Annotated in this window: 9 protein-coding genes; 2 read left to right on the top strand and 7 right to left on the bottom strand. The window is 75.0% G+C overall.

The window, feature by feature from the left end; genetic code table 11:
• Positions 1 to 163 precede the first annotated feature (163 nt).
• On the top strand, positions 164 to 2,338 hold the full coding sequence (gene helR, locus LN251_RS34295) for an RNA polymerase recycling motor ATPase HelR (protein WP_458248032.1): 2,175 nt from the start codon (positions 164 to 166) through the stop codon (positions 2,336 to 2,338).
• Here the strand turns inward: helR and LN251_RS34290 are convergent.
• Positions 2,325 to 3,260, bottom strand: a complete 936-nt coding sequence (locus LN251_RS34290; RefSeq protein ID WP_458248031.1) for an EamA family transporter — start codon at positions 3,258 to 3,260, stop codon at positions 2,325 to 2,327. The genes helR and LN251_RS34290 overlap by 14 nt on opposite strands.
• A 68-nt stretch (positions 3,261 to 3,328) precedes the next feature.
• On the opposite strand from LN251_RS34290, the gene LN251_RS34285 reads away from it, so the two are divergent.
• Complete coding sequence (locus LN251_RS34285) at positions 3,329 to 4,186, top strand: LysR family transcriptional regulator (protein WP_458248030.1); 858 nt, start codon at positions 3,329 to 3,331, stop codon at positions 4,184 to 4,186.
• Between the two features lie 54 nt (positions 4,187 to 4,240).
• Here the strand turns inward: LN251_RS34285 and LN251_RS34280 are convergent, their stop codons facing one another.
• The 6 genes from LN251_RS34280 to LN251_RS34255 all read right to left on the bottom strand — a co-directional run bounded on the left by LN251_RS34280 (position 4,241) and on the right by LN251_RS34255 (position 12,390).
• Complete coding sequence (locus tag LN251_RS34280; RefSeq protein WP_458248029.1) at positions 4,241 to 4,957, bottom strand: alpha/beta fold hydrolase; 717 nt, start codon at positions 4,955 to 4,957, stop codon at positions 4,241 to 4,243.
• 17 nt (positions 4,958 to 4,974) lie between these two features.
• Positions 4,975 to 5,949: an alpha/beta hydrolase gene (locus tag LN251_RS34275; RefSeq protein WP_458248028.1), complete on the bottom strand. Its 975-nt coding sequence runs from the start codon at positions 5,947 to 5,949 to the stop codon at positions 4,975 to 4,977.
• Between the two features lie 108 nt (positions 5,950 to 6,057).
• The gene (locus LN251_RS34270; protein ID WP_458248027.1) at positions 6,058 to 6,933 is read right to left on the bottom strand and encodes a helix-turn-helix domain-containing protein; all 876 of its coding nucleotides are present in this window, start codon (positions 6,931 to 6,933) and stop codon (positions 6,058 to 6,060) included.
• A 110-nt stretch (positions 6,934 to 7,043) separates the two neighbouring features.
• Complete coding sequence (locus LN251_RS34265) at positions 7,044 to 8,852, bottom strand: BTAD domain-containing putative transcriptional regulator (protein WP_458248026.1); 1,809 nt, start codon at positions 8,850 to 8,852, stop codon at positions 7,044 to 7,046.
• A 16-nt stretch (positions 8,853 to 8,868) separates the two neighbouring features.
• Complete coding sequence (locus tag LN251_RS34260; RefSeq protein ID WP_458248025.1) at positions 8,869 to 11,655, bottom strand: BTAD domain-containing putative transcriptional regulator; 2,787 nt, start codon at positions 11,653 to 11,655, stop codon at positions 8,869 to 8,871.
• 87 nt (positions 11,656 to 11,742) lie between these two features.
• Positions 11,743 to 12,390, bottom strand: a complete 648-nt coding sequence (locus tag LN251_RS34255) for a TetR family transcriptional regulator (RefSeq protein ID WP_458248024.1) — start codon at positions 12,388 to 12,390, stop codon at positions 11,743 to 11,745.
• Between the last annotated feature and the right edge of the window lie 20 nt (positions 12,391 to 12,410).

The raw sequence follows: 12,410 nt of genomic DNA, 5'->3' as shown, positions 1-12,410 counted from the left end.
CCCGCCACGGCCCTCGAAGGACGACCCCCCTCAGACGGCATTGCGGGTCTCACACACCGGCGATTCGACAACCCCAGGCGCCCGCGTCATTGCGCGCTCCAGCCCCGCACACCGCCGCCCACCGCACCACCCCCGCCGTAACCGCAAGATCGGAGTCCTTTCCGTGAAACCCGCGACCACCAGCGCGTTCGCTCTGCCCGGCCGGCTGGCCGCGAAAGCCGACCCGGCGCTGATCGCCGACGACGAGCGGCATTTCGCGGCGATCGCCGCGTGCCTCGACGAGACCATCGCCGAACTGTCCGGCCGCCTCGACGCCGAACGCCGGGCGCCCGGCGGCCTGGGCAGGCACGCGATGGACCGGGACGCCGAGATCCACCGGCTGACCGGCCGGCTGCGCGCCCTGCGCCGCTTCGGACTCGACCTGTGCCTCGGCCGCATGGTCGGCGCGGACGGCACCGAACCCCTCTACATCGGGCGCCTCGGCCTCACCGACAGCATCGGGCGCCGGCTGCTGGTGGACTGGCGCTCGCCCGCGGCCGAACCGTTCTTCGGTGCCACCCACGCGCGGCCGATGGGCCTCGCCAGCCGCCGCCGGTATCGCTGGACCGACGGCCGGATCAGCGACTACTGGGACGAGGTGTTCACCCCCGACGCCTTCGCGGGGCACGCCGCGCTCGACGACCAGTCCGCCTTCATCGCCAGCCTGGGCACCAACCGGTCGGAACGGATGAGGGACGTGCTCGGCACCATCCAGGCCGACCAGGACGCCATCATCCGGGCGGGCTCCCGGGGTGCCCTCGTCGTGGACGGCGGGCCCGGCACGGGCAAGACCGTCGTCGCCCTGCACCGCTCCGCCTACCTGCTCCACTCCGACCCGCGCCTCGCCCACCGCAAGGGCGGCGTCCTGTTCGTCGGCCCCCACCGGCCCTACCTGGCCTACGTCTCCGATGTCCTGCCCAGCCTCGGCGAGGAGGGCGTGCAGACCTGCGTCCTGCGGGACCTCGTCGAAGAGGGCGCGGCGGCGCGGGAGGAGGACGACGCCGAGGTGGCCCGTCTGAAGGCGTCCGCGGAGCTGGTGACGGCGGTCGAGGCGGCCGTCCGGTTCTACGAGGAGCCGCCCACCCGGGGGATGACCGTCGAGACCCACTGGTCCGACGTGTGGCTGAGCCCCGGGGACTGGGCCGAGGCCTTCGAGGCGGCGGAGCCCGGCACCCCGCACAACGAGGCCCGCGAGCAGGTCTGGCAGGAACTGCTGACGATCCTGGCGGACAAGCACGACGGCGAGGAGGTCCCGCCCGACCTGCTGCACCGTTCGCTGCGGCAGAACCGGGAGCTGCGCGCCGCGTTCGACCGCTCCTGGCCGCTGATCGAGGCGGCGGACCTCGTCGCGGACCTCTGGTCGGTCCCCGCCTACCTGCGCCGGTGCGCCCCCTGGCTGGGCCCCGAGGACGTCCGCAGGCTGCAGCGGCCGGAGTCCCCCCAGGCCTGGACGGTGTCCGACCTGCCGTTCCTGGACGCGGCCCGGCAGCGGCTGGGCGACCCGGAGACGGCACGCCGCAGGCGCCGGGACGAGGCGATCCTGGCCGCCCAGCGCGAGCGCATGGAGCGGGTCGTCGACAACCTGATCGAGGCCGTGGCGCACTCCGGGGCCGACGGCGACGACGGTGAGGGCCTGGTGCGGATGCTGCGCGGCGAGGACGCCCGGGTCAGCCTTGTCGACGAGGGCGAACTCTCCGCGGCCGAACCGGACCTCCTCGCCGGTCCGTTCGCGCACATCGTCGTCGACGAGGCCCAGGAGCTGACCGACGCCGAGTGGCAGATGCTGCTGCTGCGCTGTCCCTCCCGCAGCTTCACCATCGTCGGGGACCGTGCCCAGGCCCGGCACGGCTTCGCCGAGTCGTGGCAAGAACGCCTGGAGCGGATCGGGCTCGACCGGATGGAACTGGCGTCGCTGACCGTCAACTACCGCACCCCGCGGGAGGTGATGGCCGAGGCCGAGCCGGTCATCCGGGCGGCGCTCCCCGACGCCAACGTGCCGACCTCCATCCGCAGCGCCGGCATCCCGGTCGGCCACGGCAGCCTCGCCGACCTGGACTCCGTCCTCGACGCCTGGCTCGCCGCGCACGCCGAAGGCATCGCCTGCGTCATCGGCCACCCCGCCTTCCGGGCGACGGCGCGCGTACGGTCCCTGAGCCCGGAGCTGTCCAAGGGCCTGGAGTTCGACCTGGTCGTCCTCGTCGACCCGCAGAACTTCGGCGACGGCATCGAAGGAGCGGTCGACCGCTACGTGGCGATGACCCGGGCAACCCGGCAACTCGTCGTCCTCACCGGACCCTGACCCGGCGGGCCCGTGGACGCCCCGCGCCGAGGATGCTCAGGGCGTTGGCGGCGACGACCGCGCCGATGCCCGCCCACTCGGCCCAGCCCAGGCGCTGGCCGAGCCCGACCCGGCCCACGGCCGCCGCGAGGACCGGGTTGACGCTCATGAACAGGCCGAACGCGGGTGCGGGGACCCGGCGCAGGGTGAACAGGTCGGCGAGGTAGGGCACCGCGGAGGAGAGCACGCCGGCCGCGACGGCGCAGGCCAGCGCGGTGGCGGTCGGCGGATGCCGGAGCACGACGGCCACGCCGACCGGCAGGAACAGCAGGGCCGAGACACCGGCCGCGGCGGCCGAGCCCTGGGCGCCGGGGAGCCGTCGGCCCACGGTGCGGTTGAGCAGGATGTACGAGGCCCAGCAGGCGGCGGCCAGCAGCCCCAGGCCCATGCCGACGTAGTCCGCGGAGGGTCGCGGCCGCATCAGCGTGATGACACCCACGGCCGCGATCACCGCGCAGCAGGCGTCCGCCCTGCGCCGGGCGGCGGCCAGGGCGATGGTGAGCGGGCCGAGGAACTCCAGGGTCACCGCCAGGCCGAGGCCGACGCGGTCGACGGCGCTGTACAGGGACAGGTTCATCGTGCCGAAGACCACGGCCAGCAGCAGCACGGGCCACCACTGCCGCCAGGCGAACGCCCGTAGCCGGGGCCGGCCCACGGCCAGCAGCACGATCGCGGCGACGTACTGGCGGACCGCCACGACCCCGGCGGGCCCGAGCACGGGAAAGGCGAGGGACCCGATCGCGGCGCCGGTCTGGTTGGACAGCCCGCTGCCGACCATCGCGACCACACCGGCCGCACGGGGCCGGGCGGGTCGCGCGGCCGTGGCGGCCGGGGCGGGGACCGGGGGCACGGGTGCGGGTGCGGAGGTGCGGGCGAGGCGCATGACCCGATCGTGAGACCCGGGCGGCCATGCGCAAAATGCGTCCTGCCGCCGATCTATACGCTTGAGTCATGGATGTGGAGATACGACAGCTGCGCTGCCTGGTGGCCATCGTCGACGAGGGCACGTTCACCGACGCGGCCATCGCCCTCGGCGTCTCCCAGGCGGCCGTGTCCCGCACCCTGGCCTCGCTCGAACGAGCTCTGGGCGTACGCCTGCTGAGGCGGACTGCGCGCACGGTGACGCCGACCGTGGCCGGGCAGCGCGTGCTCCGGCACGCCCGTCGGGTCCTCGGCGAGGTGTCGGACCTGGTCCACGCGGCGACCTCGGACCGTGCCGAACTGCGCGTCGGCTACGCCTGGTCGGCACTCGGCCGGCACACGCCCGCCTTCCAACGGCGCTGGGCCCGCGCCCACCCGGAGACCGACCTGCACCTGATCCGCGTCAACTCCGCCACGGCCGGTCTCGCGGAGGGCGTCTGCGACCTGGCCGTGGTCCGCAGACCGCTGGGGCAGGACCGGCGCTTCGACAGCGCCATCGTCGGTCTGGAACGTCGGCTGTGCGCCCTGTCCTCCGACGACCCGCTGGCCAGGCGCCGCTCGGTGCGCCTCGCCGATCTCGCCGACCGCACGCTCCTCGTCGACCGGCGCACCGGCACCACGACCACCGATCTGTGGCCGCCCGACGCCCGCCCGGCCACCGAGGAGACCCACGACGTCGACGACTGGCTCAACGTGATCGCCGGCGGCCGCCGCATCGGCGTGACGGCGGAGTCGACGGCCCACCAGTACCCGCGGCCCGGCGTGGTCTACCGGCCCGTCCGCGACGCCGAGCCCGTCGCCGTGCGCCTCGCCTGGTGGCGCGACGACCCGCACCCGGCCACCCCCGCGGCGATCGAACTCCTCACCACGCTGTACCGCGAGCCCTGACGCCCCGGGTCCAGCCCGCTTCGGTCCGCCGCGGGGTTCACCGCTCGGTGGGCGTCAGCTCGTCGCGCGCACCGCGTCGCGGATCAGGTCGGCGACCTCCTTGGGCCGGGAGACGGCGACGGCGTGCGAGGCGCCCTCCAGCTCCACGGTCGTCGCGCCCGCCCGCTTCGCGCCGAAGCGCTCCACCTCCGGGTTGATCGCCTCGTCCGCCCCGGCGACGAGCGCCCACGACGGCTTGGTCTGCCACGCGGCGGCCGCCGCCGGCTCGTCGAACACCGAGGTGGCCAGGGGCCGTTGGGACACCGCCAGGACCTTGGTGTCCGGGGCGGGCACGTCGGCGGCGAAGATGCCGGGGAACGCCTCGGCCTGGATGGTGACCTCGACGGCCGCCTCCCCGCCCTCGACCGGGTACGTCCACTGCTTGAGGTTGCTCACCAGCGGCGAGAGCGGGAACCGCCCCTGCAGCTCGCCGAGGCTCTCGCCCTCTTCGGGGACATAGGCCGCGATGTAGACCAGGCCGACGACGTTCTCGACGGTACCGGCCACGGTGATGATCGCGCCGCCGTAGGAGTGCCCGACGAGGACGACGGGGCCCTCGATCTGCGCGGCGACGGACGCGATGTACGCGGCGTCGGAGGCCAGCCCGCGCAGCGGGTTCGGCGGCGCGATCACGGGGATGCCGTGGTTCTGCAGCTCCGCGACGACACCGGACCAGCTGCCGGCGTCGGCGAAGGCGCCGTGCACGAGAAGGACGGTGGGTGTGGTGGTCATGTTCGCTGTCTCCGGGCTCAGTCGGTGTGGAGGGCCGTGCGCAGGGTGGCGACGGCCTGGTTGATGGCGGCTTCGGCGGCGTGGGTCTCGCGCAGGGCGTTGAGCATGACGAAGTCGTGGATGATGCCCTGGTAGCGCACGGCGGTGACGGGGACGCCGGCGGTGCGGAGCTTGTTGGCGTAGGCCTCGCCCTCGTCGCGCAGCACGTCGGCCTCGCCGGTGATGACCAGGGCCGGGGGCAGTCCGGTCAGCTGCTCGGTGGAGGCGCGCAGCGGGGAGGCGGTGATCTGCGCCCGCTCGGCCTCGTCGGTCGTGTACTGGTCCCAGAACCACCGCATGCCGTCGCGGCGCAGGAAGTAGCCGGTGGCGAACTGGTGGTAGGAGGCGGTGTCGAAGCTCGCGTCGGTCACCGGGTAGAACAGCACCTGCTGCACCAGGGGTACGTCACCGCGCTCCTTGGCCATCAAGGTCAGTGCGGCGGTCATGTTGCCGCCGACCGAGTCACCGGCCACCGCGATCCGGCCCGCGTCGAGGGCCTTGGACGCGCCCTCCCGCACGATCCAGCGGGCGACGGCGTAGTTCTGCTCGATGGCGACGGGGTAGCGGGCCTCGGGCGAGAGGTCGTACTCGGGGAAGACCACGGCGGCGTTGGCGCCGACGGCGAGTTCGCGGACCAGGCGGTCGTGGGTGTGGGCGTTGCCGAACACCCAGCCCGCGCCGTGGATGTAGAGGATCACCGGAAGGGTGCCGGTGGCGCCGGCCGGGCGGACGACACGCGCCCGGACGCTGCCCGTCGGGCCGCCGGAGACGGTGATCCACTCCTCGTCGACGGCCGGCTTGCCGATCTCGCCGGACTGCACCTCGTCGACCGCCTTGCGGCCCTCGGCGGGCGGCAGGTCGAACAGGTAGGGCGGGTTGGCGGTGGCCTCGACGAAGGCCTGCGCGGCGGGTTCCAGAACCGGCTTCACCGGCTCCGGGGCGGTCTCGGACATGCGTCTCTCCTGAGGTCTCGCGGTGCTTCGACCGGCACGCTAGGTCCGCCGGGGCGGGACGGGTTGCCTGCGGGCGCACGGCCGCTGGTCCCTCAGCGCACGGCCGTCCTACGAGCCGGAGCCGACGCCCGCCGAATCCCGCCACTGACTGGGCGACATGCCGTACGCGGCGCGGAAGACGCGGCTGAAGTGCGGGGCACTGAGGAAACCCCAGCGGCCGGCGACCGCGGCGATGGTGCGGCGGCCGCGCACGCGGTGCAGCAGGTCACGCCGGCACTCCTCCAGGCGGCGGCGCTGGATCCACCGGCCGACGGTCGTCCCCAGCTCCTGCTGGAACAGTTTGTGCAGGTAGCGCACCGAGATGTGATGGGCGGTGGCGATCACCTCGGGGGAGAGGTCCGGATCGGCCAGGTGCTCGTCGACGAACCCCAGCAGCCGGGACAGCAAGGGTGATCGCTCGTCCCCCGGTACGTCGGTGCCGTCCTCGCCCGCCTGCTCGGCCGCGACCGTGGCGAGCAGGTTGACGGCGTTCCAGGCGAGCATCTCGCCGGTCGCGGCGGGGGAGGACAGGACGGTGTCGGCGAGTTCGGACAGGAACGGCGACACCAGGCGGCCCAGACGCGAGGACCGGCCGACGGGCGTCGGGAGCACCCGCCGCAGCGCACGGCCGTTCAGCCCGAGCGCCTCGCGCGGCACCCGGAACACCTTCAGCCGGGCGGACGCGGGAGCGTCCAGCAACGGCGGGTGGTCGACGTCGTAGAAGCAGATGTCCCCGGGGTCGAGCCGGACGGGGCCGCCCTGTTCCACGGCGCCGGTACCGGCCCGAAGCCCGACGAAGAGGTACTCGCCGGGGCTCCCGGCGACGAGACGGAGGGCCCGGGGGCCGGGATGCCGGTCCGCGGGCAGCCGCGCGGGCCCGGGGCCGGGGACGAGGATGTCGAGAGCCAGGGGCATCCGGCACACCGTGTCGATGTCAGATGTCATCCGTCGCCGCCTCCGAACACGACCGAACAGAACCATTCACTGCTCGGAGCCTAAGGACGGCGTGTGCAAAAAAAGTGACAGAGAAGTGAGGGCGGCTCTCCGGCCTGCGGTCATGCGTCCTGCGCCCCGGCCGCCTCGACGGCGAACGGGTGGAGCAGGGGGTGCCCGGCGAAGCGGCCGGGAGCGGTCTCGGAGACGAGGTGGACGTCCGCGAGTTCGTCGAGGAGCGCCCGGGCCCGGCGGACGGGCAGTCCTGCGAGCTCACCGGCGGCCTCCGCGGTGGGCTCCGCATCGGGGTGGCGGGCGAGCAGGCGCAGCATCCGGGCCGCGTCGGCCGACAGGTGCCGCCCGGACGCGGCGAACGCGGCGCGCACACCGGCCAGGGCGTCGAACGAGCCCCGTGACCGGCGGAGTTCGCCGACGAGGGCAGCGAGGGGGAGTTCGGGGCGGTCGGTGAGGTGGGCCGCCACGGCGGCCAGGGCCAGCGGCAGCCGCCCGCAGCGGCGGAGGATCTCGTCGGCCGCCGCGGGCTCGGCCGCCAGGCGGTCCCGGCCGACATGCGCTGCGAGCAGTTCCAGGGCGTCGGCGGCGGACGGCAGGTCCACCCACAGCGGCCGGGCGCCCGCGGTGACCAGGCCGGACAACCCTCGCCGGCTGGTGACCAGCGTCAGACAACCGGGCGAGGCGGGCAGCAGCGGCCGCACCTGCTCGGTGTCGAAGGCGTCGTCGAGCAGGACGAGCGTCCGCCGCCCCGACAGCGTGCTCCGGTACAGCCCCGCCAGGCCGTCCAGGCCGCTGGGCAGGCGCCGCCCGGACACACCCAGCGCGCCGAGCATGCCCCGCAGGGCCTCCGCCGGGGGCAGGGGGTCGGCGCGTGGGTCGAACCCCCGCAGATCCACGTGGAGTTGCCCATCGGGATACCGTTCGGCGACTTCGTGCGCCCAGTGGACGGCGAGGGCGGTCTTCCCCACACCGGCCGTTCCCGTGAGGAGGACGGCGGGCGGTGCGCCGTCGCTGCCCACGAGCGTCCGCAGACCGCGCAGTTCCGCGTGCCGTCCGGTGAACCGCGGCAGGTCGGGCGGCAGTTGCGAGGGCCGTACGGGCGTTCCGCGTGACGTGTCGTGACGGGGTGCGGCCTCCGCCGGGCGTACGTCCTGGCGGAGCACCCGTGTGTGCGCGGCGGACAGTTCGGCGCCGGGTGTGACGCCCAGCTCCCGGGCCAGCGTCAGGCGCACCGACTCGTGGGCCGCCAGCGCCTCGGCCTGCCGACCGGCTGCGGCCAGCGACAGGACCAGCCGGGCGTGCAGGGACTCGCTGAGCGGGTCGAGCACGAGTGCGCGGCGCAGCTGCGGCAGCACCTCTCGGGTGCGGCCGCACAGCAGCGCCGCGTCGGCGGCCATCACCGTCGTACGGACCAGCTCGCGCTCCACCTCGGTGAACACGGTGTGTTCCCGGACGGCCGGCGGAATCCCGGCGGCCACCGGGCCCCGCCACTCGGCCAGGGCGCCGAGGAAGTGCCGCAGGGCCACCTCGGGTCGTCCGGTCGCGGCCGCCCGCTTGGCCCGCCGGGCCAGGCCGCGGAACCGCAGCAGGTCGACCTCGTCGTCGTCGGCGGCCAGCAGGCAGCCGTCGGAGCCGCGCACGATCCGGCGGCCCCCCGCCCGGGGCGGCAGACCGGGTTCCAGCAGCCGGCGCAGCGAACCCATGTACCGGCGCACCACGTTGAGGGCGCTGGCGGGCGGGCGGCCGGGCCACAGCACGTCGACGATCTCGTCCGCCGGCACCGGGCGGCCGGCCCGCACCAGCAACAGGGCCAGCAGGGCGCGCTGTTGGGGGAAGCCGAGGTCGGGCTCCGCCGGCCCCAGCAGCACCCGGAGCGGCCCGAGCACCTCGAACCGTGCCGGCTCCGTGCCCTCCATGACTCGTCGGCCTCCCTCAGGCGAGATCGCGTCGGCCGGCGTCGCCGGACAGCCGCGCACGGACCTCTTCGGCGTCCGGATGACCGAGGCCGGTGAAGAGCGCGAGGGCCTCGCGCCAGGCATTGTCCGCCTCGTCCGGGGCGCCGGTCGCCAGGTGGGTGTCGCCGATCCGGACCAGGGTGCTCGCCTCCAGGTAGGGCACCCCCAGTTCCCGGTACAGCGTGAGGGCGTTGTGGTAGCCGAGCAGGGCGTGCGGATGGCGGCCCAGGCCGTGCTGGGCGTAGGCGATGCTGTCCCAGGTGGATGCCTGGCCGTAGCGGTCGCCCAGGTCCTGGAGCAGGGCCAGTGCCTCGAAGCAGTGGGACAGGGCCTGCCGGTACTCGCCGAGCAGCGCGTGGTACCAGCCCACGGAGTTGAGGACGCTGGCCCGTGCGGCGGGCCGGTCCTGGGCGCGGAACAGCTCCAGCGCCCGCTGATTGTGTGTCAGGGCACCCCGCAGATCGCCCTGTTGCTCGCACTCCCAGCCGAGACTGCGGTGGGTCTCGGCCTGCCCGATGCCGTCGTCCAGCCCGGTGAACAGCTCCAGGGCGCGGCGCAGCCGGGGCAGGGACCGGTCGTGCAGGCCGAGCCGCCCCTCGGCGCGGGCCAGCCCGAGCAGGCCGCGTGCCTCCCAGCCGGGCTCGGACAGCCGGGCGGCCGAGGCGAGCGCGGTGCGCTGGGCGGCCATGCCGTCGTGCCAGTGGCCCCGCCGGTCGAAGAACGGTTCCAGGGACCAGGCCAGCAGGCACACGACGCGGTCGCGACCCGAGCGGGCGGCCGCGTCGAGCACGGCGAGCAGGACGGGGTACTCGGCGGTCAGCCAGGCCAGCGCCTCCCGGTCGCCGGCCAGGGGCTCGGCGGTGACCCCGGCCGGCGGCGGCCCCGGCGGCAGGGGGTCGGCGTGCGGGGCGAGGATGCGGTCGGCGGCATGCGCGGTGTGCAGGACGTACGCGTACAGCCGGTCCACGGCCGCCTCGCGCTCCTCCAACGGTGTCTCGGCTTCCGTGAGTTCGGCCGCATGGGCGCGCAGCAGGTCGTGCAGCGCGTACCGGCCGGGCGCGTGCTCGCTCGCGAGATGCACGCCGGCCAGCTCGTCCAGCAGCCGACGGGTCTCCCGCGCCGGGAGCCCCGCCAGGGCCGCGGCGGCCGGTACGGAGACGTCCGGCCCGGGATGCAGGCCGAGCAGCCGGAACAGGCGGGCCGCGCCGGGCGACACGGCGGCCAGCGACCAGGAGAACACCGCGCCGACGTTCGCGGCGGTGTCGGTCCGGCTGAACGCGTCGAGGCTGCCGTGCGCGGCCCGCAGCTCGGCCGCCACGGCGGACAGCGGGAAGTGCGGATGGGCCGCGGCGCGGGCGGCGACGCAGGCCAGGGCGAGCGGCAGACCGGCGCACAGCTCGGTGATCTCACCCACCGCCCGCTCCTCGCCGACGAGCCGTGCGGCGCCCAGCCGGCGGGCCAGGAACGCCCTGGCGCGGTCGGCGTCCAGCGGGCGCAGGGTCAGGGTGTGCGCTCCGTGCGCGGCGACCAGGGTGGGCAGCCGGCGGCGGCTGGTGACGATGGCCAGGCAGCCGGGCGTGCCCGGCAGCAGGGGCCGTATCTGATCGGTGTCGCGCGCGTTGTCCAGCAGGACGAGCAGCCGCCGCCCGGACAGCAGGCTGCGGTACAGGGCCGCCTGCGCCTGCGTCTCGTGCGGCACCTGCTCGGGGGGTACGCCGAGGGCGTCCAGGAACAGCCGTACCGCCTCGCCCGCGCTCATCGCCGTGCCGGACGGATCGAAGCCCCGCAGGTCGACGTAGAGCTGCCCGTCGGGGAAGCGGCCGGCGATCCGGTGCGCCCAGTGCACGGCGAGGGTGGTCTTGCCGATGCCGGCCATGCCGTCGACGGCGGTGATGAGCAGCGTCCCGGAGACGTTCTCCAAGGGGGCGAGCACCTCGGCCAGTTCCTCCTCGCGGCCGGTGAACATCGGCAGGTCGTGCGGAAGTTGGGCGGGCACCGGCGACACGGGCACGGGATCGAGCAGGACGGCGCGGTGGGCGTCGCGCAGTTCGGCGCCGGGGTCGATGCCGAGTTCGTCGGCGAGCCGGGCACACACCGCGCGGTACACGTCGAGGGCCTCGGAGCGGCGCCCCTCGGCCGCGAGCACGTGGATCAGCCGGGCCGACAGCGGCTCGTCCAGCGGATGGGCGGCCGCGGCCTCGCGGAGCCGGGCCAGTACGGCGTCCGGGACGCCCGCGTCGAGCGCGGCGTCCGCGGCCTCCCGCAGCGCCGCCAGGCGTTCCCGGTCGACGGCGTCGAAACCGGCCCGTTCCCTCACCTCCGGGGAGAGGCCGCCCGCCACCGGGCCGCGCCACAGGTCCAGCGCCGCCGTGAGGAGTCCGACGGCCCGCGAGGGGGCGGCACGCCCGGCCTCCTCCCGCAGCCGCCGGAACCGCAGCAGGTCCAGCGCGCCGTCGTCGGCCGCCCATCGGTACCCGCCCGCGTCCCGCGCCAGCCAGCGTCCGGCCGCCCGGGCGGGCAGTCCCGGCTCCACGAGGCGGCGCAGCGCACCGACATGGCGGCGGACCACGTTGACGGCGCTGTGCGGCGCACGCGGGCCCCACAGCACCTCGACGATCTCGCTCACCGGCACCGGCTGCCCGGCCCGCACCAGCAGCAATGCCAGCAGCGCCCGCTCCTGCGGGCCGCCGAGGACGACCTCCGACCCCGACCGCAGCACCCGGACCGGCCCCAGGACCGAGAACTCCACAGGCTCGAGCACCACCGGCCCGCCCCCCTTGCCTTCCTCTCCCACGCCCCACCCCGACTTTACGTGATCTTTCGGGCCGTCCGGAGCGCAGGCCGGGGCGCGCTAAGCGCGATAGCGGGCCGTGACCGCGGCGAGGTAACCGCGCAGCATCACCTTGGCCTCATCCAGCAGTGCCGCGTCCCCGAGCGGCTCGCGGCGGAAGGCCTCCTGGGCGAGCGCGTCGGCCGCCAGGACCGCGGAATGGCAGGCACGGGCCAGGGCCTCGTCGTCCCGGGCGAGACCGAGGGTCAGCAGGACACGCCGGATCCCGTCGGCGATCCGGCGTTTGTGGTCACGGTCGGCGGCCCGGGTCCGCTCGGTCAGACCACTGCCGAACCACAGCGCCCTGAAGCCGTGTTCGCTGCGGTAGATCCCGGCGAAGGCGTCGAGGAGGACGCCGACCGGGTCCTCCCAGCGCTCGGCCGCCGCGGCCTCGACGAGAGCGTCCATCGCGGCCTCCAGCTTGGCGAAGTACCCGGCCGCGAGCGCGTCGATGATCGCGTCCCGGTCGGGCAGGTACTGGTACAGCGAGCCGACCGACACCCGCGCCGCCGCCGCGACCCGGGTCGTCGTCAGGGCCTCCACCCCGTCCCTGATCAGGATCTGCTCCGCCGTCTCCAGCACGCGCGCCAACCGGGCCCTGCTGCGCGCCTGTTGAGGGGTGCGCCGCAGGGGAGCGGCCCCGCCCGGACGCGTGGTGGGCTCACTCACGGAACGACCTCCGAACCTGA

The sequence above is a fragment of the Streptomyces sp. MAI_2237 genome (assembly GCF_054189285.1).
Note: the sequence above shows the minus strand (reverse complement) of the source record. Positions and strands in the feature narration are given on the sequence as shown.

Excerpts from the sequence above, each read along its gene's own strand:
- LN251_RS34290 (WP_458248031.1), bottom strand. The coding sequence starts at position 3,260 with ATGCGCCTCGCCCGCACCTCCGCACCCGCACCCGTGCCCCCGGTCCCC.
- LN251_RS34285 (WP_458248030.1), top strand. The coding sequence starts at position 3,329 with ATGGATGTGGAGATACGACAGCTGCGCTGCCTGGTGGCCATCGTCGAC.
- LN251_RS34280 (WP_458248029.1), bottom strand. The coding sequence starts at position 4,957 with ATGACCACCACACCCACCGTCCTTCTCGTGCACGGCGCCTTCGCCGAC.
- LN251_RS34275 (WP_458248028.1), bottom strand. The coding sequence starts at position 5,949 with ATGTCCGAGACCGCCCCGGAGCCGGTGAAGCCGGTTCTGGAACCCGCC.
- LN251_RS34270 (WP_458248027.1), bottom strand. The coding sequence starts at position 6,933 with ATGACATCTGACATCGACACGGTGTGCCGGATGCCCCTGGCTCTCGAC.
- LN251_RS34265 (WP_458248026.1), bottom strand. The coding sequence starts at position 8,852 with ATGGAGGGCACGGAGCCGGCACGGTTCGAGGTGCTCGGGCCGCTCCGG.